Source organism: Streptococcus mitis (genome assembly GCF_023110375.1).
GTDB lineage: Bacteria > Bacillota > Bacilli > Lactobacillales > Streptococcaceae > Streptococcus > Streptococcus mitis_CI.
The window spans coordinates 46,263-68,926 of record NZ_JALDVV010000003.1 but is presented as its reverse complement, the minus strand read 5'-3'; the positions used below and the strand labels follow the sequence as shown (position 1 = coordinate 68,926).

The 22,664-nt window shown below is 38.9% G+C and carries 23 protein-coding genes, 1 pseudogene and 1 riboswitch; of the genes and pseudogenes, 2 read left to right on the top strand and 22 right to left on the bottom strand.

Annotated features, from left to right (window positions below):
* Nucleotides 1-3: 3 nt before the first annotated feature.
* From M1G12_RS03650 to M1G12_RS03635, 4 genes are all read right to left on the bottom strand, one after another.
* On the bottom strand, nucleotides 4-780 hold the full coding sequence (locus M1G12_RS03650; protein WP_024057547.1) for an AAA family ATPase: 777 nt from the start codon (nucleotides 778-780) through the stop codon (nucleotides 4-6).
* On the bottom strand, nucleotides 780-1,673 hold the full coding sequence (locus M1G12_RS03645; RefSeq protein ID WP_237447139.1) for an AvrD family protein: 894 nt from the start codon (nucleotides 1,671-1,673) through the stop codon (nucleotides 780-782). The genes M1G12_RS03650 and M1G12_RS03645 overlap by 1 nt, the downstream gene beginning before the upstream one ends.
* Nucleotides 1,674-1,770: 97 nt before the next feature.
* Entirely contained in the window at nucleotides 1,771-2,376 is a 606-nt protein-coding gene (locus M1G12_RS03640; RefSeq protein WP_024057549.1) for a response regulator transcription factor, read from the bottom strand.
* Nucleotides 2,354-4,114 carry a sensor histidine kinase gene (locus M1G12_RS03635; RefSeq protein WP_024057550.1) on the bottom strand — a complete coding sequence of 587 codons (1,761 nt, stop codon included), beginning with the start codon at nucleotides 4,112-4,114 and terminating at the stop codon, nucleotides 2,354-2,356. Before M1G12_RS03635 ends, M1G12_RS03640 begins: the two co-directional genes overlap by 23 nt.
* Before the next feature lie 129 nt (nucleotides 4,115-4,243).
* Between M1G12_RS03635 and M1G12_RS03630 the strand changes: the two are divergent.
* Nucleotides 4,244-4,471, top strand: a pseudogene (locus M1G12_RS03630) (tRNA dihydrouridine synthase DusB); the annotation flags it as partial.
* A gap of 70 nt (nucleotides 4,472-4,541) precedes the next feature.
* Here M1G12_RS03630 and M1G12_RS03625 read toward each other — a convergent pair.
* Nucleotides 4,542-5,240 carry a hypothetical protein gene (locus M1G12_RS03625; RefSeq protein WP_237447138.1) on the bottom strand — a complete coding sequence of 233 codons (699 nt, stop codon included), beginning with the start codon at nucleotides 5,238-5,240 and terminating at the stop codon, nucleotides 4,542-4,544.
* 279 nt (nucleotides 5,241-5,519) lie between these two features.
* Here M1G12_RS03625 and M1G12_RS03620 point away from each other — a divergent pair, with 279 nt between their 5' ends.
* A complete protein-coding gene (locus tag M1G12_RS03620; RefSeq protein WP_237447137.1) occupies nucleotides 5,520-5,750 on the top strand; it encodes a hypothetical protein in 231 nt (76 codons plus the stop codon).
* A 72-nt stretch (nucleotides 5,751-5,822) separates the two neighbouring features.
* Here the strand turns inward: M1G12_RS03620 and M1G12_RS03615 are convergent, their stop codons facing one another.
* The 17 genes from M1G12_RS03615 to M1G12_RS03535 all read right to left on the bottom strand — a co-directional run bounded on the left by M1G12_RS03615 (nucleotide 5,823) and on the right by M1G12_RS03535 (nucleotide 22,657).
* Complete coding sequence (locus M1G12_RS03615) at nucleotides 5,823-6,596, bottom strand: NUDIX domain-containing protein (RefSeq protein WP_237447136.1); 774 nt, start codon at nucleotides 6,594-6,596, stop codon at nucleotides 5,823-5,825.
* A gap of 1 nt (nucleotide 6,597) precedes the next feature.
* A complete protein-coding gene (gene pnuC, locus M1G12_RS03610) occupies nucleotides 6,598-7,377 on the bottom strand; it encodes a nicotinamide riboside transporter PnuC (protein WP_237447135.1) in 780 nt (259 codons plus the stop codon).
* Nucleotides 7,378-7,386: 9 nt separating this feature from the next.
* Nucleotides 7,387-8,445, bottom strand: coding sequence for an AAA family ATPase (locus tag M1G12_RS03605; protein WP_237447134.1), 1,059 nt, complete (start codon nucleotides 8,443-8,445; stop codon nucleotides 7,387-7,389).
* Between the two features lie 146 nt (nucleotides 8,446-8,591).
* On the bottom strand, nucleotides 8,592-11,024 hold the full coding sequence (locus M1G12_RS03600) for an ATP-dependent Clp protease ATP-binding subunit (protein ID WP_237447133.1): 2,433 nt from the start codon (nucleotides 11,022-11,024) through the stop codon (nucleotides 8,592-8,594).
* A 1-nt stretch (nucleotide 11,025) separates the two neighbouring features.
* Nucleotides 11,026-11,484, bottom strand: coding sequence for a CtsR family transcriptional regulator (locus tag M1G12_RS03595; protein ID WP_042901850.1), 459 nt, complete (start codon nucleotides 11,482-11,484; stop codon nucleotides 11,026-11,028).
* A 118-nt stretch (nucleotides 11,485-11,602) separates the two neighbouring features.
* Nucleotides 11,603-12,331, bottom strand: a complete 729-nt coding sequence (locus M1G12_RS03590) for an ABC transporter ATP-binding protein (RefSeq protein ID WP_237447132.1) — start codon at nucleotides 12,329-12,331, stop codon at nucleotides 11,603-11,605.
* A complete protein-coding gene (locus M1G12_RS03585) occupies nucleotides 12,331-13,338 on the bottom strand; it encodes an ABC transporter substrate-binding protein (RefSeq protein ID WP_004261900.1) in 1,008 nt (335 codons plus the stop codon). The genes M1G12_RS03590 and M1G12_RS03585 overlap by 1 nt, the downstream gene beginning before the upstream one ends.
* 38 nt (nucleotides 13,339-13,376) lie before the next feature.
* Nucleotides 13,377-14,135, bottom strand: a complete 759-nt coding sequence (locus M1G12_RS03580) for an ABC transporter permease (RefSeq protein ID WP_162174238.1) — start codon at nucleotides 14,133-14,135, stop codon at nucleotides 13,377-13,379.
* A complete protein-coding gene (locus M1G12_RS03575) occupies nucleotides 14,098-14,388 on the bottom strand; it encodes a thiamine-binding protein (RefSeq protein ID WP_000647688.1) in 291 nt (96 codons plus the stop codon). The genes M1G12_RS03580 and M1G12_RS03575 overlap by 38 nt, the downstream gene beginning before the upstream one ends.
* A 68-nt stretch (nucleotides 14,389-14,456) precedes the next feature.
* Nucleotides 14,457-14,559: riboswitch (TPP riboswitch) on the bottom strand.
* Nucleotides 14,560-14,641: 82 nt separating this feature from the next.
* A complete protein-coding gene (gene cbpD / locus M1G12_RS03570) occupies nucleotides 14,642-15,760 on the bottom strand; it encodes a choline binding-anchored murein hydrolase CbpD (protein WP_070528354.1) in 1,119 nt (372 codons plus the stop codon).
* Nucleotides 15,761-15,849: 89 nt separating this feature from the next.
* Entirely contained in the window at nucleotides 15,850-16,116 is a 267-nt protein-coding gene (locus M1G12_RS03565; RefSeq protein WP_001278169.1) for a Veg family protein, read from the bottom strand.
* A gap of 1 nt (nucleotide 16,117) precedes the next feature.
* A complete protein-coding gene (dnaB, locus tag M1G12_RS03560) occupies nucleotides 16,118-17,470 on the bottom strand; it encodes a replicative DNA helicase (RefSeq protein WP_004263550.1) in 1,353 nt (450 codons plus the stop codon).
* Nucleotides 17,471-17,513: 43 nt separating this feature from the next.
* Entirely contained in the window at nucleotides 17,514-17,966 is a 453-nt protein-coding gene (rplI, locus tag M1G12_RS03555; RefSeq protein ID WP_000864218.1) for a 50S ribosomal protein L9, read from the bottom strand.
* Nucleotides 17,963-19,936, bottom strand: coding sequence for a DHH family phosphoesterase (locus M1G12_RS03550; protein WP_237447131.1), 1,974 nt, complete (start codon nucleotides 19,934-19,936; stop codon nucleotides 17,963-17,965). The genes rplI and M1G12_RS03550 overlap by 4 nt, the downstream gene beginning before the upstream one ends.
* A gap of 135 nt (nucleotides 19,937-20,071) precedes the next feature.
* Nucleotides 20,072-20,620 carry a ribosome hibernation-promoting factor, HPF/YfiA family gene (gene hpf, locus M1G12_RS03545; RefSeq protein WP_000599100.1) on the bottom strand — a complete coding sequence of 183 codons (549 nt, stop codon included), beginning with the start codon at nucleotides 20,618-20,620 and terminating at the stop codon, nucleotides 20,072-20,074.
* A gap of 79 nt (nucleotides 20,621-20,699) precedes the next feature.
* On the bottom strand, nucleotides 20,700-21,362 hold the full coding sequence (locus tag M1G12_RS03540; protein ID WP_049501972.1) for a ComF family protein: 663 nt from the start codon (nucleotides 21,360-21,362) through the stop codon (nucleotides 20,700-20,702).
* Nucleotides 21,359-22,657 (bottom strand): ATP-dependent helicase ComFA, encoded by a 1,299-nt coding sequence (locus M1G12_RS03535; protein WP_237447130.1) that lies wholly within the window; start codon nucleotides 22,655-22,657, stop codon nucleotides 21,359-21,361. The genes M1G12_RS03540 and M1G12_RS03535 overlap by 4 nt, the downstream gene beginning before the upstream one ends.
* Nucleotides 22,658-22,664 lie beyond the last annotated feature (7 nt).

Below are 22,664 nucleotides of genomic sequence, written 5' to 3'. Positions count from 1 at the left end.
CTCCTAATATCTTGTCATAAATTTTATTTTTTCCTTTAATGTAGGCTCTTCATACTGCTCTATGATACGTTTAGATACTGCTTCCCTGTTTTCTCGTATAACCTTTTCAGCTAAGGAAATAGCCTCATCTACTGGAACAACTATTGGCAACTTATAATGTTGAATGATCTGATTTAACCGTTCTTTCTGACTACCTTTTACACAATAAGGTGTTAGACCCAAATTCCTATAAGCTTCATATAATTCCTCATCTGATAAATTTCGATACTCTTCAGATACTGGTCTATGCCCATCTGGATCCATTGCAAACTCTACTGGTAGATGGACAACATCTGTATACCACAATTTCGCATGATTCTTAGAGACAACCCCATAGGCAGTCAAATATTTTTTGAAAAATCGTCGACCTGGAATACCTAAAATAGATTTCATCAATCGATGAATGAATGCTGATCCTGGGTTAATTCCTACCCTCATTCGAACAGTCCCGTAAATCCATTCATTCAATACTGAACCATCTGATAGAAAACTTCCATGTTCCTTGTATAAAATTCCTTCCGTACGAATTCTCTCTTCAAAACGCTTTAGCCCCAGTGCCATTAATTCAGTTGATGACATATCCTGAAATCTTCTGCCAGGATATAAATCTGTCAAAATTTCCCTCGCAGATAAAGCGTCAATTAAGGGAAGGCCCGTTGCAATCGAAAGAGCTGTCGCAGTTGTTGTCTTACCTGTAGAATAAGTTCCTGATATGACTAACCTTAATTCTCTATTTCCCATCACTGTCCCCCTCCATCAGGTAATTTTTGAGCTATTTTACTTTTAAAGACTACCTTATGATCTATATCATATCCGGACATTTCGTAGACTTTCCAATGCTCTTCTCTAATTTTTAATAATCTATTTTTTGAAACACTACCACTAAGCTCTACTACTCCGTTCAAAATTGGTGAATTCAAGTCTGCACTCACTTGCTTCATCCACATGGTATTGCTCTCCTCCCGCGATATCTCTTCTATATGGTAGGCTAACATCTCTGCCATTTGAGAAAAAATAATCAGAAGTTCTAACAAACTATAATAATTCTTTTCTAGACTACCTACACCACTATATTCAATATCTTTGATCAATACTTGCTCTGCCTTACAAGATATACTACTATCTGAAAACTCAACATCGTATATATCATGTTGTCTATCTCTCAAATGAGTTGATAAAAAATCTCTACCTTGTTCTCCTATAGCAGCTACATTTTCCATACATTCTAATAATTGATATCCTAAACAAACTTTCATATCCATTACCAAGCAATCAAATTCAATTACTTGATTCGTCATTTTGAAATTTTGTAATTCTAATTTTAAATTTACCAATTCTTCTATAGCTTTTATCTCTGACTTTATCTCAAAATGGCTTAACCTATACTGATTTAAGCTCACTCCCATTCTTTTCAGTATTTCACTTCCAAATAAATGAGCTAATACTATTCCATCTAATGTACTCAGGTGCTGCTGTATAATTTCAGATTGTTTACTAGACCACAAACCTTCTTGATGAAGAGAACCAACTCCTTCTAAAATATTTTTCAACTTAACTAAATAAGTCGTTCTCTTATGTCCTCTACCAAAATAGCGATTTCTATTATCTCCAAGTAAATAATCTACTGTTAGCATATCCTTCTCCAATCTGTTAAACTGACTCTATATTAAACAAAAAAAGACAAGAAAGAATCCGTAATTTACGAAAACCTTCTTGCCTTTTTAGGATAAATTATAAAGATACTAGATTTAATCGAATAGCCTCACGTACAGCTCCAACTCTACTCGTCACTCCCAACTTTGAACAAATATTGGAAACATGGGTATCCACCGTTCTCCTGCTGACAAATAAACTATTTGCTATCTTTTCATTAGAATATTCTTTTACAATAAGTTCCAATACACTTAACTCCGTATCTGTCAATAGATTATTTTCTTGCTTTTCTATCAAACCATCTGGGATAATATGATTGCCCTTATAAACAGCATAAATTGCACTTTTAACATCCAAATAAGAACTTTCTTTGGGTAAAAAAGCTTGAATCCCAAAGTCCATCGCTCTCTTATGTAACAAAGTGTCATAAAACCCTGACAAAAGAACTATCTTGGGAACTGTATTCAGAAATCTATTTATTTGACTAATAACATCAAATGCCGTTACTCCTTTCAGCATAAAATCCATAACTAGCACATCTACCTTTTCATGCTTGAGACAAAGAAGTAAATCTGCTACTTCTGTATAGGAACCAACGATTTTAAAATCATCTTCCTTTAAAAAATAGTTCTCCAATCCTTGTAATACTAAACTGTGATCATCAATCAAAACCAAACGAATCATTTTTCTTCCCTTCTATAGGTATTCGTATCTTCACACTTGTAGGTTCTATATTTATCTGAACAGTTCCCCCCAATAAATGAACCTTCTCTACAATTCTATTTAAACCAAAATGATGTTCATTAGACTGATAGTTTCCCTTAAAAATACCATCATCTATAACTACAATTGATAAAATCTTTTCTTTTGTAGATAAATCTACAGTAATTTCTCTAGCATTCCCATGAAGAATACTATTATTTACTAATTCTTTAACTGTCCTTAATACAAACGTGCCTACTTTATCATTAACTTTTTCTTCATCTATTGAAAAAGTTGTCATAATCGAAACAGTTTCCATCTTCATGAATTGGTTTAATATGCTAGTAATAGATTCTTTCAGCCCTAATTCATGCACCATTAAAGGATAGATATTGGAACATAAATCTCTTAATTCAAAGACAATATCATCCAACATCTCTAATAAAGCTATCCTATTAATTTGTTCACTAATTTCTAACTGCTTTTTATAATAAATAACCTTCTGAATTGTAGTATCATGTATAAACGTTGCAATTTCTTCCCTCTCCAATTCAGTAGCTACAAAAGTATGAAAACTACTAAAGATTCCCTCCATCTTATGGCTAATCAACATCATTTTCCTTATTTCAGGTAACAAAGCTAGCGAAAAAAGAAAAGTGTAAAGAACGAAAAAAATTGGAGAAAATTCTCTTAATAACAGACTAAAAAGAATAATTAGACTAGTAAAAAAAACGGCAAATATCAAGTTATATATGAACGGGTTCCACTTCCAAGCAACATATATCATTCGCTCTAGTATCAAGTTATTTACAATAGAGAACAAAATAAGCAACAATAGAGGAATACTATAAATAAACGAAACTTCCTTACCAATCGGAAAAATATATCCAAAAAATAGAGGAAATAAGGCAAGAACTGCTAAAAATAAGGTATGAATTGGCAACATTTCTCTTATCTGAGAGTAATTTATAAGCATCTTTAAAAGTAGGATAACTAAAAAGAAAAATACTAAATAAAATACCCCCCTAGAAAAAAAGATGGTCAAAAAATCAATGGGCTGTATAAGATTATAAACAAACAAAAGTTGAGTGATGAGTGAATAGCCCAGTATAATACGAGAAAAGTTAGAAATGGTTGAACCTTTTATCTTCAGGACTAACACTCTAATGAAAATATCCATGAATAATGGAAATAAAGTCAAGTATGAAATTAATAGACTACGACCAAATACATCTCCTATACTTGATGGAATAATCGATAATAACATCAGACTAGTATAAATAATAAAATAAAAATATCGTTTTCCAGTTTTTCCTCTACTTCTACCTTTTATGTATAAGCAAAATAACAGTAGAATCAGAAAAGCAATGATTGATAAAACAAGAAAGATAATTTGGCTTGATTTCCCAGATTCTATTATTAAATTCTTTGAAATTCCTCTATCTAACACTGTCACAGAATGAAGCGGTTCAACAATTAAAAATCGAGATAATAAGAAATTACTATCTGGACTCTGACCGTCTATTTGTATAATTGATGACCCTATTATCTCTTGATGATTTGCAAAGCTTCCCAGATTATGGACTTGTCTAACTATCCACTCATTATCATGTTTATCTACGGTGATTCCACTGTACGTTCGGTTAAATATTGAAAATGAAAAATAAAAAAAGAAAATAAATAACAAAACAAAATAAAATCGAAACATTTTTGACTTCATTGTTTGTAACACTCCACATTTCACTTGATATTGATGTTTATTCTACCATTTTTTCATTCAATAAAACAGGTTTTATAGTTAAATTTATTCTTTTTTCTTTCGAGATATAACTGATACAATCTTCTAGTAGGTAAAATCCTACCTAATTTGACTTTTGAAGATAAGATGAAAATCGCCTACGAACATTTGAAACGCTTGATTAACCTCAAAGGAGAAAATGTAGCAGTTCGTGAATTCCGTGACCTCGCTCCTCACTATCTTCGTGGAACATCTGGTGCAGCTAAACTCCGTGGAGCCATTTCACAAGCTAGCACCCTAGCAGAGATTGAAGCCCTCTGGCAACTGGATAAGGCTTAATAGTTTAAAACCCGTAACTCTCTTAAAGGTTACGGGTTTTTGACTGTAAAAATTCAAATACTGAGGGTTATTATTGACTCAAAGCAACACTGGAAACCTTACCATCCGCTCCTGTTGTAATTTGGATGACTTTTCCTCCACCAATTTTGGCATTATACTTACCATCGTCAAGAGTATAAGAATAGCCTTTGATAGAGTAGTTTTCTTTCTTTCCATCAGCAGATTCTACTGTAAATTGACCACCTGATGAAACTGTGATGGTTTCGCCATTTGCTCCCTTCCAATTGCCTGCTGCAGCTGAGAAATCACCATCTACCATGGTTAAAACACCCTTGTAGCGTTTATTTTGCTCTGCTTGCTTGTCTTGAAGTTTGCGGTCAGTTGTTGGATCATAGCTTGATTGATTAGACTGGGCTTGAGGAGCCTGCTGAGTTGAAGGAGCCTGAGCAGGAGTTTGTTGACTAGCAGCCTGTTGATTAACTACTTCTTGATTTTGCCTTTGCTCTGGCGCAGGTTCCGCTTGTGATGGTGTTGCAGTTGCTGAAGGCTGGTCAGTAGACGCCTTGGCCTTTTCAGATGAAGCTGAACTTGAGGACTTCTGAGTCTTGCTTTCTTTGTTAGAAGAAGTTGCTTTAGAGCTTGATGATTGGCTTGTCTTAGCAGAACTGCTTGCTTGAGTTGTTTCCTTTTTATTTCCACAAGCTCCTAATAGCAAGGTAGAAGCCAATACAGTCGCTGCCATCAATTTGATATAAGTTTTCTTTTTCATTTTTCTACTCCTTTGTAATATTTTAGAAATATAAAGAAATCTTTTTGTAATATAATTGTAACATTGAGAATCAAATATGTCAACAATTTTTCTAAACTATTTTAAAAATCTTAAATACTTTAGACACATTTACTCCTCCTACTCTTCTATTCGTAATCTAATAGAAAAAACAAGAGATTTTCCTATTAAAAATTTAAATTTGTTTTTGTGTAATCGCTTGCATTTTTAAGTGCGAAGAAATATAATAACATTGAAATAGAATATAGGAGGTGCATTCTTATGCTAAATAAGTATTTCAAGTATCTTCCTTGGTTGATTTTAGGAGTTATTGGCTCTTATCAGTCAGCCACTTACTATTCGCGAACTGCATTTGATGTCTTCTATCTGACTACAGTCTTTATGATTGTTTATATCGCTTTGTTATTTTTACATGAGAACTATCTTAAGTATCGATACAAAGACTTCTTTACTCACATGTTGAGCAATCCTAAGAAAGATAGGCACACCTAAAAGCAATCGCAACAATAAAACCATCTCATGACAGTAAACAAAGAGGTCGGGAACTTGTCCCGGCCTCGCTTTTTATTTCAATCGATAGGTTTTTCTTGGTTTCTTTTTAGGTACTCGTTTGAGTCCAACTTCTTCTACATATTCTCCATATTTTACGAGAAAGTTATTACTGACGATTGGACGACCGGGGTTGATAAGATTGACCAGTTCAGTCCCTTCGTAGACAGTGAACTCCTCCTCCAGCAGATAGAGGAAGGTCGGGTTCCAGTCGAGGCGCCCTTGGATTCGTTTGATGGATTCTTGGATAATAGCATAATGGTCAAAAGCGAAGGCATGCTCTTCCAACTCCACTCCCTCTAGGTAGCATTTTCCTGTCTGAAAATCGACATCTACGAAAACAACATCCTTGGCATCGTCTCCTGCTTGAACAAGTTCTAATGCTCGACTAGGCAGATAAACCAAGTGGGCAATGGTCACCGTCCAGCCACGTGGATCACGACCGGGAGTTGATACAGTCATCAATTGCTCGATTTTTTCTAAAGGAAGATCGAGGTTGACCTCTTCTCTCACCTCACGCTGACAGGCATGTGCAGCATCTTCTCCCTTATCCATAAACCCTCCAACTAAGGCCAAACAGTTTTGATATGGATGAGCCTTGCGACGGATTAGTAAGAGCTTGATCTTTCCTTCGACAAAGCAGTAGGCTACCATATCTACCGTCACACTTGGCTTTTCATATTGAGGGAGTTCTTGCTTGTAGTACCAATCTAAAAATTCCTCCTGACTTGCATGAATTTCAAAATATTCTCTTTCTGTCATCCCAGCTGGAATCATCGTGTCCGTCATTTTATGCCTCCTTACGAACTGCCTTGGTCCATTGGTACCAACCTACTAGACTATTGAGTGTGTAAACCCAGTACATCCCTTGGATGTGGATATTTTCACCCCACCAGAGGTAGATACTAAAGAGATTGGTTGCAATCCAGAAAATCCATTGCTCACGATAGAGACGGGTCATCAAGAGCTGACCGACACCATTGGTCGCATCGGTAACACTATCACGGAAAGGGCGAGCACTATGGATACTTTGGTAAGCTAAGCCCATACCAATCCAAATGATAGCAGTCAAGGCCAAGTATTTGAGCCAATCAAAAACAGATAATTTCTTAGCTTCAAAGTGGGATTCTTCTGGTTTTCCTTGGTCGTTGATACGATTGGACAACCAAGCATAGAGACCAATCGGTTGCATGACAAAGAAGTAAACAGTCGTCAAAACTTCGCCATAAAAAGTCGCATTCATAGCCAAAATCAGATAGATAGCAGAGTTAATGGCCCCAAAGAGATAATTGCTTGCACGACCTTCTGCTACCAAGATGACACAGACAATCCCAGTCCAAGATGCAAACAAGCTTAACCAATCGTGACTATCTGTATTTTGAGTGAATTCCAAGATCAAGGGAACACTTGACAAGGCGATGAGATACAACCACTGTAAGAGGCTACGGCCGACAAAGAGATCTTTCCAGAGCAAGTGCATGATTCCTGCAAAACCAATCTTGCGGGCTTCTGCATGGACATTTTTAAAGTTTTCGATAAATTGTGTGATTTTTTCAGTTAGTTTTTTCATATTTTTCTCCTAATCTGCTTGGTAAATGGCATCAATAGCCACTTTTGCTGCTTCATAATTTCCTAGATAATCCTCTGCTAGATAAACTAGTGGAATGGTGGTTAAATATCGCTCTCTCATCTGGTCCAAATGCTGGGAAAAACTGTGACGAATATGGTCTTCTGCCATGGTCATATCTCTAAAGCCGTCATTGACATAAGAGCCAACAGGTTGCACAAAGAGAATCAAGTCCCATTTTTCCTTAGCCAAGATCGAGGCAAAGAGATTGTCAAATGTTTCTCCTGATAAGTCCTCTTGATCCTCAGTCTCCATGTAATAATCATAGTAGCCCTTGGTTACTAAGGAGTTGGTGTCTGCTATCACCAGTCCCCTATTGGCATTGCTATCGATTAACTTAGAGGTCTGGTCATACTGCCCCAACAGGAGATAATAATAATCCTTTGGAGTCAATTCATCGTCGCGGACATTGTTTTTGATCTGGTACTCACGTGCGTATTCCAAGCTGACTGGTGCATCGTAATACCTAGCCAAATCCTTGGCTAGAGTGGTCTTCCCATTGCTGGCACTTCCCATAATCAACACTTTCTTTGTAAACTGACGTCGGAAGGGTTGAGCAATATATTTCCAATATTTGCTTGGATTTTCTCGAATCATAGTCGCTGAGATACCAAACTTTCTTTCTTGCAAGACAGTCTCAAAGCCACGATTTGATAATTCTTGCTGGTAGTCTGCTTCTCCCACAAAGAAAATTAGTTCTTGCTGGGTTTCATCATAGGAAATCTCCGCTAACATTTGGTCCAACCACTCCTGCCAGCCCATAGGGTAACGGGGAAGCTTGCTCTCGTCTAACTTGCAGACAGAGGTCAACTCGTCATCACCAAAGGCCTCTCGGATATAGCGAAATCTTTTTTGAAGCGTTAAGCCTACCTGCTCCCCTCTATCTCCCTCATAGCCTGAAACGACAACCCAGACCCGGTCACACTGTCGCTTCGCTCGCTGGATCAGATCGATATGACCTTGATGAAGCGGAGCAAAGGTTCCAAATACCACTGCTGTTTTCTTTTTCATAAACCTATTGCCTTTTTATATTTTTTGATATTTTCATTATCTATGTTTTTATTATAAACTATATTTTTGTTTTGTCAATAGTTTTTTATCATTTTTTATAAAAACGTTGCGAAAAAAGAATCAAGATTACTCCTGATTCTCCATTTTTATGCAATATCAAATTTTAACTGGCCTGCTTTAACACCAATTTTAAGTGTGCTGCCTGCCTCTAATTCTCCCTTGAGAAGAAGTTCTGCCAACTTGTCTTCCACTTCTGTTTGCAGGGTTCTGCGAAGTGGACGAGCTCCCATCTCTGGGTCATATCCTTGATTTGCCAACAATTTCAGTGCGGAAGCTTGTAATTTCAAGTCAATGCCTTTTTCAGCCAAACTTGCCACTAAAGGTTTGACCATAATCTTCACTACTTCCTGCATATGATCGCTAGATAGGCTATGGAAGACCACCTTTTCATCAATACGGTTGATAAACTCAGGTCTATAAGCTTTTTTCAACTCTTCAAACATGCGTTTTTCCATATTCTCCTGGTCAAAACGAATATCCTTCGCCCCAAAACCAACTGTCTTGTCATCACGGAGGGCAGTTGCACCAAGGTTTGACGTCATGATGATAATGGTATTTGAGAAGTCTACCTTGCGTCCCTTGCTATCTGTCAATACACCATCATCCAAGACCTGCAAGAGAACATTAAAAATGTCTGGATGGGCCTTCTCTACCTCGTCAAAGAGGAGAACGGAATATGGTTTGTTGCGAACTTTCTCGGTCAACTCCCCACCTTCTTCATAACCTACATAGCCCGGAGGAGCTCCATTGAGACGGCTGGCTGCGAATTTCTCCATATACTCACTCATATCAAAGCGGATAAGGGCTGATTCGTCATCAAAAAGAACTTCTGCCAGAGCCTTGGCCAATTCGGTCTTCCCGACACCTGTAGGTCCTAGGAACATAAAGGAACCAATCGGACGCTTGTGACTGCGAATCCCTGACTGGTTGCGGCGAATGGCACGGCTAATGCTTGAAACTGCTTGATCTTGCCCGATGACACGTTTGTGCAATTCAGCTTCCAAATTCAAGTATTTCTTAGCATCTGTTTGCGTCAGTTTTTGGACTGGGATACCTGACAAACGACTCAAGGTAGTCAAAATATCAGACTCTGTCACCAAATCTTTATAGACAGGCACTTCCTCTTCTTTTGCAATTAACTGAGCTGCTTGTTTCCACTTGCCATCCATCAAGGCCTTGTCAGCTGGACTCAAGCCAGAATCGTCTGCTTTTACATGTTTCGCCTTATTTTGCACTGTTGCTGCTGCCTCATCCAAGAGATCGATAGCAGAGTCTGGCAAGTGACGGCTCGTCAAGTAACGATGAGCCATCTTAACCGCTGTTTCAACCGCTTCATCTGTGATTTGCACCCGGTGATGTTTCTCATAAGTCGCCTTCAAGCCTTGCAAAATGGTCATGCTGTCTGCAACACTTGGCTCTTCAATCGTCACTTTGGCGAAACGACGAGAAAGGGCCGCATCTTTTTCGATGTGTTTTTGGTATTCTTCCTGAGTGGTGGCACCAACCGTTCTCAAAGTTCCACGCGCCAAGGCTGGCTTCAAGATATTGGCCGCATCTAGAGTTGAGTCAATCCCGCTTCCAGAACCCATGATGGTATGAAGTTCATCGATAAAGAGGATTACTTGGCCATCTTCTTCAATATCCTTGATGATATTATTCATGCGTTCTTCAAAGTCACCACGGAAACGTGTCCCTGCCACGACATTCATCAAATCAAGTTCTAACACGCGCATCTTAGCCATTTCCGCTGGCACGTCACCACTAGCAATACGCTGAGCGAGCCCAAGTGCCAAGGCTGTTTTTCCGACACCAGCATCTCCAACCAAGACAGGATTATTCTTAGTTTTACGGCTCAAGATTTGAATCATACGCGAGATTTCCTTATCCCGACCGATGACTGGTTCTAACTTGCCAGAACGCGCTTGCTCTGTCAAATCATGCGTATAGTCCTCGAGACCACCACTAGGATTCTGGGGCATGCCCATCATATTAGCCATAGAATTTTGCTTATCAGCTACTGTACGATGGCGTTGGCGTAAAGCCTTGAGGTCTTCACGAGTCCAACCTGCACGTTCTTCTAAATTGCGACGTAGGGCAGCAATCTTGACCTGATCTTTCTTGTCTTCATAAGAAAAACCAGCCCTCTCCAAGATACGAGTTGCCAAGGCATTTCCATCATGCAAAATCGCATAAAGGACATGCTCTGTCCCTAGCACCTTAGCATGGACCACTGACGCTACATACTCTGCTTCATCAAAAAGGACCTGCAAACGATGGGAGAACGGCAATTCCGTAAAGGTTTCATCCTGGCTATAGTCCGTTTCAGTCAATTCCAAAGCGACCTCTTCTAAACGGTCCATCTCATATGGATAATCATTTAAAGTCGCCCCTGCCACACTATAACTGTGATTGGACATGGCAATCAACAAGTGCCAAGACTCTAGATAACGAGCTCCAAAATGGCCAGCAACCATGTAGGCACTTTCGATACATTCATTCAATGCTTTTGAATAGTTCATCTTACTTCCCTTTTCTATCTACCTCTTGTATGACCTGTCGTAGCATGTTAGCTCGAAGGACTGGAGCTTCTTCTCCTAGAACGCGATCCAAAGCTACTGCCATCAACAAATTCATCTCCTGCTTAGTCATCAATTCCTGCTCAACCAAAAGCTGCAGAATATCCTCATAAATTTCTTGACTAACTCGCTCACCAATCGAGTAAAGCAGTTCTCGGAGCATTTCATGATGACTAGAAAACTCAATCCGCCCTATACGAATATAGCCTCCACCACCACGCTTACTTTCAACCAAGTAGCCTCTACTTTCCGTAAAGCGTGTCTTAATCACATAGTTAATTTGACTAGGAACAACCTGAAAAGTATCTGCCAACTGACTCCGTTGCAACTCCACAATTCCAGATTGATCTAAAATCGCCTTGATGTAGGCCTCAATATGATCCGATGTATTTTTAAATCTCATTACAAACCCACCTCTCTCTTTAAACCTTGACTATCTTTGACTATTATACCGAAATTTTCTCATTTTTAAAAGAAAAAGGGCGCTGGTAAAGGATAATCTTCACCAACTCCCTATTTTTCTACTTATCTAAGCCTAATTCTACCAAAATTTGACGTTTATAGGCAATCTTTTGGACTTCTTTGTCCTCATCTTCAGACCAATCTAGTTTAATTTCTGAAACAATCTGCCCAGGACGATTTTTCAAGATATAGATGCGGTCGCTGAGACTGAGGGCCTCCTCGATACTATGCGTGATGATCAAGGTTGTTAGCTGCAACTGCTTGTGAATCTCAAGGTACCAAGCGTGGAGTTCCATCTTGGTCATCTCATCCAAGGCGCTAAAAGCCTCATCCAAGAGAAAGAGCTTATGCCCGAAAAGATAGGTTCGGAGTAAAGCTACACGCTGACGCATCCCACCACTGAGTTCATGAGGGTATTTATCTCTTACAGCTGTCAACTGGAAGGTCGCAAGAATTTCATCTGCGCGAGCAATAGCTTCTGCCTTATCCACCTTTTGAATCAAGAGGGGCAGAATGATATTACCAAGCACTGTCTTGTGCTCCAAGAGCAGATCCTTTTGTAACATATAACTCACGCGCCCCTTGGGATTTTCTTCACCATCAAGGACAATTCTCCCTGACTGAACTTCTAAAATCCCCGCAATTAAGTTGAAAAGCGTAGTCTTACCAACACCACTTGGGCCTAGGATAGAAACCACTTCACCTGAAGTGACTTTCAGATTGATGTCCTCTAAAATCCTATCTTGTCCGTAGGCATAACTGACGTGTTCTAGTCTTATTTCTGTCATTATTTCACAAATTCGTTGGTGAAGCCTTTGTCTGTCAAGTCTTCTTTAAGGATACCATTTTCTTTATCCCATTTGTAGAAGGCATTCCAGCGAGCTGCATCAAATTGCCCCCATTTTTCCTTGTCGCTTGCGTATTCTTTTGACAAGTATTTTTGAGATTCGATGACAAAGTCACGTTTTTCCTTGAGTTCAGGTGCATTTTTGATGAGGATATCAGCTGCTTCCTCTGGATGCTCCATAGCATATTGGTATCCTTTTTTGATAGCTTGGATGACTTTACGTGCTTCTTCTTTGTTGTCTTTGAGGTAGTCGTTGTTAGCAATGATGACTGGTGAGTAATAGTCAAATTCTTTAACGTAGTCTTTCAAGTACATAAAGTTAGCATCTACACCTTGAGATTTGGCAAGGATACCATCCCATCCGTAGTAGATCCATGCAGTATCAAATACTCCATTGGCAATCGGTGTAATTGAGTTTGAGTCGTTATTTGGTACTTTTTCAACCTTCTCAAAGTCCCCACCTTGTGATTCTACCAAGGTTTTCAACATAGCAAGTTCAGTTGGGTCATTCCAAGTTCCGTATTTCTTACCAACCAAGTCCTTTGGACTGCTTACATTGTCAGATTTACGAGAGATGATTCCTGATGTATTGTGTTCAACAATAGCTGCAACGGCAGTAATTCCTGCTCCTTTTTCCAATTTTTTAGCCATATAGTCTTGGAAATAGACTGCAAATGGTGCCTTACCGTTAATAACCAAGTCAGAAGAACTTTCTTCTGGTGGCAATTTCAAATCAACATCCACTCCAGCTTCTTTGAAATAACCTTTTTCCTTAGCAACATAAAGCCCTGTGTGGTTGGTATTTGGCGTCCAGTCTAGGATAAAGTCAATCTTCTTGAGTTCTGCTTCCTTATTATCCTTAGAAGCAGTTCCTTGACCACAGGCCACAAGCACAACAGCTACAAGAGCTGTTAAAACAGTTAAAAACACTTTCCATGTTTTCTTCATTTCAATTTCCTCTTTTCTTTTTCAGAAACATTCTTATTCTACGAACGTTTCCATTTAATAACATATTTTTCACTGACATCAACCAGCTTCATACCGAGAAGACTGATAATCGATACCAGAATAATAATAGCAAACATAGTATCATACTGAAACAGTTTCTTGGACTGAATCATGTAGACACCTAGTCCTTCAAAGCCTCCCAACCACTCAGATACTACTGTTGTGATAAAGGCGTAGGAGACACTGACCCTCAGACCAGCATAAAAGTAAGGCAGACTGACAGGGATTTTAAAATGCCACAGGATTTGCCAAGGTTTGGCCCGCATCAGACTAAACAAGGTCAGCATATCCTTGTCACAATGCCTAAAACCGTCCAAAATGCTGACGATGATGGGGAAGGTTGTCGTTAAGATAATCAAGACAATCTTGGGCAAAATCCCATAACCGAGCCACAAAACCAGGATAGGGGCTATGGCAATGGTCGGAATGGTCTGAACAACCACCATCATAGGGTAAATCAGGTCATTGAGCCAAGTCAAACTATCCATAAGCACAGCCATGAGACAGGCAATCAAAACTCCCAGAACCAACCCCAGCAAAGCCACTCTCAAGGTCGCCCAGCTGTGGTGCCAGAGAAATTCTCTATCACGCACAAAAGACTGGAGGATTTCAAGAGGTGTCGGCAGGATAAACTTGGGGAGAAGTTTAAGAAAACCTGCTAACTGCCAGATTGACAAGACTCCTAGAAAGCCCAATAGACTAATGTGTCGTCTCAGTATACTTTTCAAGTTTCTCATCAATACTTAAAATCTCTCCTACATTTATTTTGACATTGGCAAAGACATTATCTGCCTCCTGCCCTGCCACTTCTAGCGCTTCTTTGAGAATGCGCATAAGCTCATCAAACTCCCCTTCCAAGACCGTTTCAAATGGTGTCACCACCATAGTCACTTCTTGAGCTTGCAGGTAATCAATGACCTGATCAATAACAGCAATCCGATTGATCCCCTGTGATAGGGGTAAAACTTGCAAGGCAATGCTTGCTTTCATAACAACCTCCTCTTCTCGTTTTCCTTTGACAACAAGAAAAACCTTTACCATACATGGAAAAGGTGCAGAATAGACTAAGTATCGTTCCCTACGCTGGCATTACCCAGATCAGGTGCGGTCGAAGTTTAACACTTCCTCTCAGACTGTACACAGACTCCCATATATTATATGGACATATGATAGCGCAAAACAAAAAAAATGTCAAGGAAACTGCTTACAGAAAAGAGTAGGAAAATTTTCCTACTCCAATTTTCTATACTCGTTCTCCATCACTATTTACTCTGTAGCCATCCACCGTCGTATTGACGGCTAAGGCGCCCGAAGAGTAAGAGTAATACCACTTACCAGAAACTTGATACCAGCCTGTTTTCATTGCCCCTGAACTATCCAGATAATACCACGAGCCATTCTCCTTTAACCAGCCTGTCTGCATTTCACCAGATGATTTCAAATAATACCAGCTAGAACCATCCTTCAACCAGCCTGTTGATTTAGAGCCATTTGATTTGAAATGATACCAACTACCATTTATTTTCTTCCAACCAACAGTTGAACTGTTATTGGATCCATAGTTAGAGCTATTTCCTGATTGATTCTGATAATTCTGTGAAGAGCTTACTCCCTCTAGCTGGATATAGCGACGACTTCCGTTATAAGCCGTATAACTCAACCACTTGTACCCATCTTTTTCGAGAATTTGATCATAATGAACATTCTCCCCAGGATAATAGTAATCAATTGCAGTTGCGCTAGCTAGAGGCTGATTTTTGATAGCAGCCTTAGTCTTAAAATAATGTGTTCCTCCTGTTGAAACTGAGGATTGACTATTCCCAACACTGCCACCAGCTAAATCTTTAAAATGGATAAAACCAGTCATAGTATTCGCCTTCACGACACGCTTATTATAAGATTCCCTTATTCCATAGTTGTATTCTTCAATCTCAATCTCATCTCCCACTACATTTGACACCCAGGCAACATGACCATAAGTTCCTGCAGTAGACCAAGCAATGGAGCCAATCGCTGGTCTATTATCGACACGATAGCCTTCACGACGAGCACGATAGCCCCATTCATTCGCATTCCCATAAGCAGCCGGAATCTCAAAACCATTGACATTACTCAAACGAAAAGCTGCAAAAGAAGTACATTGACGAGAATACATGCGCCACTTATCAATCTCCTGGCTCCCATTTTTATAATGAGCAGGATAATCATCCCCACGCGCAATCGATCCATTTCCTCCTGAATAGGCATATACACTATTACCCGCTGCTAACATCAATCCTACTACTAAAAAGGGAACAACCTTTTTAGCTGATTTTCTGAAAGAAAACCTTGTCTCTGCTACTTTAAATGGTGAAATTTTCATTCTTCCTCCTTGAAAAATAATATAAATCGAAGATTACCTTCACTTAAACTATTCGGAGAAAAAAAGAAAAAGTGAGAAAATTTCTCACTTTAGTCAAGATAATGAATCAAATTCTTTTCTGTAAGGATATCTGAGTAAGTAAAGGATTCAACGTAAACATTAGCTTGTTTATCTCCTTCAACGTTCCCAAATTCAACGATAAATAGGGATGGATAAACCTCAATTAGCTTACCCAATCTATTTTTTTGGCGCTTACGACCATTCTCCAAAGTCATTTCTACGACTTGTCCCTCATGTGCCTTGATTTCTTCTTTTATTTTTTTCATCTTGGCTACATCTGTAAATGCATCTGACATCTTATGCCTCCCTCTTTGAGATACTTGAAAATTTATTGTACTCTTTTTGGAAAATTAATTCCACCGTTCCACGAGCTCCACTACGGTTTTTCTCGATAATAACTTCTACCTTATTATTCGGTATGCCTTCCTCTTCTTCACCACCACGCTCATAGTAATCATCGCGATAAAGAAAGGCTACGATATCAGCGTCCTGCTCAATAGACCCAGATTCACGAATATCAGACAAGACCGGTCTCTTATCCTGACGTTGTTCTACACCACGAGAAAGCTGACTTAGAGCAATTACTGGAACCTTCAGTTCCTTAGCTAAAATTTTCAACTGACGTGAAATTTCTGAAACCTCTTGTTGACGATTTTCCCGACCAGTTCCCGTGATAAGCTGCAAATAGTCTATTAAAATCAAACCAAGATTTCCAGTTTCTTGAGCCAGTTTACGAGAACGAGAACGAATCTCTGTAATCCGAATCCCTGGCGTATCATCGATATAGATACTTGCATTAGCTAGATTCCCTTGAGCAATGGTATATTTTTGCCACTCCTCATCAGTCAATTGACCCGTACGGATAGAATGCGACTCTACCAACCCTTCTGCCGCCAACATACGGTCTACTAGACTTTCTGCACCCATTTCAAGCGAAAAGATAGCAACCGTTTTGTCCAACTTAGTTCCAATATTTTGCGCAATATTCAAAGCAAAGGCTGTCTTACCAACCGCCGGACGGGCTGCTAGGATAATCAACTCCTCCTCATGCAGACCAGTCGTCATATGATCCAAGTCACGATAGCCTGTCGCAATACCTGTAATATCGGTCGTTTGTTGCGAGCGAGCTTCCAGATTTCCAAAGTTGATATTCAACACATCTCGAATGTTCTTAAATCCACTTCGATTAGCATTTTCGCTGACATCAATCAGGCCTTTTTCTGCCTGAGCAATGATTTCATCAGCTGGTTGCGAAGCCTCGTAAGCTTGATTGACAGACTCTGTCAACTTGGAGATTAATCGCCGTAACATGGCCTTCTCTGCAACGATTTTAGCATAGTACTCCGCATTAGCAGAAGTTGGCACAGAATTGACAATCTCAACCAGGTAAGACAAGCCACCAATATTCTGTAAATCACCTTGATTATCAAGAATGGTACGAACCGTTGTTGCATCTATAGCATCGCCACGATCGGATAAATCGACCATAGCTTGGAAAATCAAACGATGGGCATACTTAAAAAAGTCCCGAGACTCAATATATTCTCGCACAAAAACAAGCTTACTCTCGTCAATAAAGATAGCCCCTAAAACGGATTGCTCAGCTAAGATATCTTGAGGTTGTACTCGTAACTCTTCTACTTCTGCCATCAGACTTCCCTTCCTTTTACAATCTTGTCAAGAAGGTGTAAATTTATCCTTCTTTCACACGAAGATTGATTACACTTGTGATATCTTGATAGATTTTCACTGGCACATCAATCAAACCAACTGCTCGAATCGGAGCTTGTACTTGGATATGACGTTTATCAATCTTAATTCCAAATTGCTTTTGCAATTCTTCTGCAATTTTCTTATTGGTAATAGAACCAAAAGTACGGCCATCTGGACCAACTTTTTCAACAAATTCTACAACAGTTTCTTCTGCTTCTAGTTGGGATTTAATTGCTTTTGCTTCTGCAATCATCTCAGCGTGAGCTTTCTCTTCAGATTTTTGTTTACCACGAAGTTCACCTACAGCTTGAGCAGTCGCTTCTTTGGCTAGATTCTTTTTGATAAGAAAGTTTTGCGCATACCCTGTTGGTACTTCCTTAATTTCGCCTTTTTTACCTTTTCCTTTAACATCTGCTAAAAAGATTACTTTCATTCTTCTTTCTCCTTTTCCTTTATTTCATTTAATACAATTTCTGTCAGTTTTTCACCTACTTCTGACAAGGTTGAATCCTTAATTTGAGCTGCAGCTAAATTAAAGTGGCCTCCACCTCCTAACTCTTCCATAATCCGTTGTACATTCATTTTACTACGACTTCGAGCTGAGATAGAGATAAATCCTTGTGTATTCTTCGCAAGAACAAAACTCGCTTCAATGCCTGACATAGCTAACATGGCATCTGCTGCCTTACTAATAACAACTGTATCGTAGCATTTCGAGTCCGTAGCCTCTGCTATCAATACATCTGAACCTAATTTACGCCCTTGTAAAATCAGTTCATTGACCTCACGATATTCTTCAAAATCTGTCGCAGCGATTTCTTGGATAGCAATGCTATCACTTCCGCGCGTTCTGAGATAGCTAGCAACATCAAATGTCCGACTAGTCACTCGCGAGGTGAAATTTTTAGTATCCAACATCATACCAGCCATCAAGACGCTTGCTTGCATACGACTCAAACGATTTTTCTTAGAATTCTGGAACTGAATCAATTCCGTTACCAACTCACTAGCACTACTTGCACCACTTTCGATATAAGTAATAACCGCATTATCTGGAAAATCCTGATCCCGTCTGTGGTGGTCGATAACGATGGTTTGGGTAAATAAATCATAAAAATCTTTTGATAAAGTTAAAGCTGTCTTTGAATGGTCTACAAGAATCAACAAAGAACGATTAGTCACCATCCCCATTGCGTCCTTAACAGACAACAACTTTGTAACTCCTTCTTTTTCTAAGAATGAAACAGCTCGTTCAATATCCGGCGACATTTGTTCTTCATCATAAATAGCATAGCTATTTTGAGTCACATTGCTGGCAAACAACTGCATACCTACAGCAGAGCCAAGAGCATCCATATCTAGATTTTTGTGACCAACTACAAAAACCTGATCCACACTACGAATCTTATCTGAAATAGCCGTCATCATAGCACGCGTACGGGTCCGTGTACGTTTGATTGAGGCAGCAGATCCACCACCAAAATAAACTGGATTTTTCGTTTCGTCGTTTTCCTTGACAACCACTTGGTCGCCACCACGCACTTCAGCCAAGTTCAAATTGAGCAAAGCAACTTTCCCTATTTCATCATGATTTCCATCACCATAAGAAAATCCCATACTTAAGGTCAAGGGCAACTGTCTCTGTTTCGACTCTTCTCTGAAAGAATCAATAACAGAAAATTTATCGTTCATCAATCCCTCAAGCACCGTGTAGTCCGTAAATAGATAAAAGCGATCCATACTTACTCGACGGGAGAACATGGCATGTTTTCCAGCGAATTCTGAAACAAAATTGGCTACAAAACTATTAATATGACTGATATCAGACTCTGATGTTTCATCTTCTAAGTCATCGTAGTTGTCAACAGAAACAATCCCAATCACAGGCCGACTCGTTACTAACTCGACAGTCGCTTCGTATTCTCCAGACACATCAAAAAAGTAAAGAACTCCAGATGCCTTGTCCATATGAACCGAATATCGGGTCTCACCCAAGGTGGCATAAGAACCTGGATTCCCCACTGAAGCCTTGATAATAGTCTGAATTAAGGCTATATCAACCTCTCCCTCTTCATTAGTCAAAATCAATTCAGCGTAAGGATTGAACCATTCAACTTCACCTGACGATAAGTCTAGTTTAATAACTCCGACAGGCATCTGTTCTAACAAGGTTGTCAAACTATCTTCAGCTTGGTGGTTTACATACTGGATTTGTTCTACTTCACTCTTTGAGTAGTATTCTCTCTGATGGATGAATAGTAAAATATATGAACCCAAAATAAGTAGCAAAAGAAATAGCGTTACCAGTGTATTCGTTACAAAAACAAGTTGCACAGATAGCACTCCGAACGCCACTATTCCTAATATTAAGGGGAAAATAGGACTTACATAAAATTTTTTCATTCCAAACCTCTTGGCACCCATTATACCATAATAACCACCAAAAAGCGACTTTTTAAAAGTGTAATCAGTAATTCTACAAACTATAAGAAAAAGGAGGTTTACAACTCAGTAAACCTACCTTTACACATATTGAAATTAAGATTCTTTAACTTCTAACAGACCAATTTCGCCATCTTCACGACGATAAATCACATTGGTTGTTTGATCTTCAACATCCACATAGATAAAGAAATCATGTCCCAACAAATCCATTTGTAGAATAGCTTCTTCCAAATCCATTGGTTTTAAATCAATTTGTTTTGAACGAACAACTCTAGACTGGACAACATTTGGATCTTCCACCAAAGCATCTGTAAATAATTGACTAGTTGCTACCTTATTTTTATTTTTACGCTCGATTTTTGTTTTATTTTTACGAATCTGACGTTCAATTTTATCGGTTACAAGGTCAATTGAACCATACATATCTTGAGACACATCTTCTGCACGAAGAGTAATAGAGCCCAGCGGAATCGTTACTTCCACTTTAGCAGTTTTTTCACGATATACCTTCAAGTTAACTCGAGCATCCAACTCTTGTTCAGCTTGAAAATACTTTTCGATCTTTTCGAGTTTAGAAACTACATAATCACGAATTGCTTCTGTTACTTCTAGGTTTTCACCACGGATACTATATTTAATCATATGAGTACCTTCTTTCTAAACATTTTTGTTTTTCTGATTTCATTATAACGCTTTCATTTTATTTTTGCAAATTTTTTCCTCATCTTACAAGGGAAAAAGTTTTTACATCCTCAGCACCAGCTTCTTCCAGCAGTTTCTTTACACGATTTATAGTTGTTCCTGTAGTATAAATATCATCTATAAGTAGGATTTTCTTAGGAATGCTGACTCCACTTTTAATAAAGAAAGGAAGTTCTGTCGTCAAGCGTTCTGAGCGACTTTTAGAAGAACTAGCTCTCTCTTCTCTTTTATCTAATAAATCCAGATACTTGAAACCTGCTGCATCTACCAAGCCTTCAACCTGATTAAATCCTCTGTCAGCATATCTCTCCTTACTTAATGGAATGACTACAAATTGGTACTCTTTGTACTTTTTCAACCCCTCACTTAAAAATGAAGCGAAAACTTTTCTTAAAAGGAAGTCTCCATCAAACTTATACCGACTAAAAAAATCTTTCATAGCTTGATTGTAAGTAAAAATCGCTCTATGGGAGACCTCAATTCCCTCTTTACACCAAAATTGACAATCTTGACACTTTGTTGACAATCCTGTTTTCATACAATTTGGACAGTTTTCTTCTCCAATCCTCTCAAAAGTAGAGTCACAGTCTGAACAAAGACAAGACTCATCATTCTTCAGAAGTAAGAGACTACTAAAAGTTAAAACAGTCTTCATAGTCTGCCCACATAACAAACACTTCATAAGCCTGCCTCCTTATTCATCTGCTGAATTTCCTTAATTGCCTTCTTGATTGAAGCATTTAACCCGTCATGAAAGAAAAGCAAATCTCCTGTCGGTCTATCCATGCTTCGTCCAACTCGTCCACCAATCTGAATCAAACTAGACTTGGTAAACAAACGATGATTGGCCTCTACTACAAAAACATCCACACAAGGGAAGGTAACCCCACGTTCCAATATTGTCGTACTGATAAGTATTGTCAGTTCTCCATCTCGAAAAGCCTGCACCTGCTCTAATCGATCTTCTGTAACAGAAGATACAAATCCAATTTTCTCATTTGGAAATTGCTCCTGTAAGATTTCTTTTAGCTGCTCCCCTTTTTTAATTTCTGATGCAAAAATGAGTAACGGATAAGCTGTCTTTCTCTGTTTCTCAATATAAGACTTTAACTTTGGTGACAAACGATTCTTATCTAAATAGCGATTAAAATCCGATAACCAAACTGGTTTAGGAATAATCAATGGATTCCCATGGAATCGTCTAGGTAAGCTCAGTCTTTTTAGTTCTCCTAAACGGACTTTCCTATCTAACTCATCGGTCGAAGTCGCTGTTAAAAAGATTCTCAATCCATTCTCCTTTACACTATTCTTGACAGCATGGTAAAGCGTGGGATTATCAACATAAGGAAATGCATCTACTTCATCCACTATCAGCAAATCAAAAGCTTGATAAAACTTCAATAACTGATGGGTCGTCGCAATAACTAATGGTGTTCGAAAATACGGATCTGATTCTCCGTGTAGTAAAGATATCTCGCAAGCAAAATCATCTTGCAGGCGCTTGTACAGCTCTAAACAAACATCTATGCGAGGACTAGCCAAGCATACTGTACCTCCCGCATTAATCACTTTAGCTACAACTTGGTAAATCATCTCTGTCTTCCCAGCTCCTGTTACCGCATGTACCAAGGTTGGCTCCTGCTTGTCTACCGCTTGAAGCAGCCCTTCTGACACCTTCTCTTGAAAAGGAGTTAATTGACCACGCCATTTAAGAACATCTTGCTTCGGAAAATCCTCCTGTGGGAAATAGTATAAAGATTGATCACTCCTAACTCTCTTCATAATTAAGCACTCCCGACAATAGTAAGCACCGATGGGCAAATACCATTCTTCTAGAATAAGACTATTACAACGTTGACAGAAAAGCCTCCCCTTCTCCTTTCTCATTGCTGGAATTTTCTCCGCCAACTGACTCTCCTCTTCTGTTAATTCATTCTCAGTAAACAAACGACCGAGATAATTTGGATTTACTTTCATACTTCTT

Bases quoted from the DNA above. Each gene is read 5' to 3' on its own strand.
- M1G12_RS03645 (WP_237447139.1), bottom strand. From the start codon at position 1,673: ATGCTAACAGTAGATTATTTACTTGGAGATAATAGAAATCGCTATTTT.
- M1G12_RS03590 (WP_237447132.1), bottom strand. From the start codon at position 12,331: ATGACAGAAATAAGACTAGAACACGTCAGTTATGCCTACGGACAAGAT.
- cbpD (WP_070528354.1), bottom strand. From the start codon at position 15,760: ATGAAAATTTCACCATTTAAAGTAGCAGAGACAAGGTTTTCTTTCAGA.
- M1G12_RS03625 (WP_237447138.1), bottom strand. From the start codon at position 5,240: ATGAAAAAGAAAACTTATATCAAATTGATGGCAGCGACTGTATTGGCT.
- M1G12_RS03535 (WP_237447130.1), bottom strand. From the start codon at position 22,657: ATGAAAGTAAATCCAAATTATCTCGGTCGTTTGTTTACTGAGAATGAA.
- M1G12_RS03620 (WP_237447137.1), top strand. From the start codon at position 5,520: ATGCTAAATAAGTATTTCAAGTATCTTCCTTGGTTGATTTTAGGAGTT.
- M1G12_RS03640 (WP_024057549.1), bottom strand. From the start codon at position 2,376: ATGATTCGTTTGGTTTTGATTGATGATCACAGTTTAGTATTACAAGGA.
- hpf (WP_000599100.1), bottom strand. From the start codon at position 20,620: ATGATTAAATATAGTATCCGTGGTGAAAACCTAGAAGTAACAGAAGCA.
- M1G12_RS03575 (WP_000647688.1), bottom strand. From the start codon at position 14,388: ATGAAAGCAAGCATTGCCTTGCAAGTTTTACCCCTATCACAGGGGATC.
- M1G12_RS03565 (WP_001278169.1), bottom strand. From the start codon at position 16,116: ATGTCAGATGCATTTACAGATGTAGCCAAGATGAAAAAAATAAAAGAA.
- M1G12_RS03635 (WP_024057550.1), bottom strand. From the start codon at position 4,114: ATGAAGTCAAAAATGTTTCGATTTTATTTTGTTTTGTTATTTATTTTC.
- M1G12_RS03605 (WP_237447134.1), bottom strand. From the start codon at position 8,445: ATGAAAAAGAAAACAGCAGTGGTATTTGGAACCTTTGCTCCGCTTCAT.
- M1G12_RS03540 (WP_049501972.1), bottom strand. From the start codon at position 21,362: ATGAAGTGTTTGTTATGTGGGCAGACTATGAAGACTGTTTTAACTTTT.
- M1G12_RS03580 (WP_162174238.1), bottom strand. From the start codon at position 14,135: ATGAGAAACTTGAAAAGTATACTGAGACGACACATTAGTCTATTGGGC.
- M1G12_RS03585 (WP_004261900.1), bottom strand. From the start codon at position 13,338: ATGAAGAAAACATGGAAAGTGTTTTTAACTGTTTTAACAGCTCTTGTA.
- M1G12_RS03550 (WP_237447131.1), bottom strand. From the start codon at position 19,936: ATGAAAAAATTTTATGTAAGTCCTATTTTCCCCTTAATATTAGGAATA.
- M1G12_RS03650 (WP_024057547.1), bottom strand. From the start codon at position 780: ATGGGAAATAGAGAATTAAGGTTAGTCATATCAGGAACTTATTCTACA.
- M1G12_RS03615 (WP_237447136.1), bottom strand. From the start codon at position 6,596: ATGACGGACACGATGATTCCAGCTGGGATGACAGAAAGAGAATATTTT.
- pnuC (WP_237447135.1), bottom strand. From the start codon at position 7,377: ATGAAAAAACTAACTGAAAAAATCACACAATTTATCGAAAACTTTAAA.
- M1G12_RS03595 (WP_042901850.1), bottom strand. From the start codon at position 11,484: ATGAGATTTAAAAATACATCGGATCATATTGAGGCCTACATCAAGGCG.
- M1G12_RS03600 (WP_237447133.1), bottom strand. From the start codon at position 11,024: ATGAACTATTCAAAAGCATTGAATGAATGTATCGAAAGTGCCTACATG.
- rplI (WP_000864218.1), bottom strand. From the start codon at position 17,966: ATGAAAGTAATCTTTTTAGCAGATGTTAAAGGAAAAGGTAAAAAAGGC.
- dnaB (WP_004263550.1), bottom strand. From the start codon at position 17,470: ATGGCAGAAGTAGAAGAGTTACGAGTACAACCTCAAGATATCTTAGCT.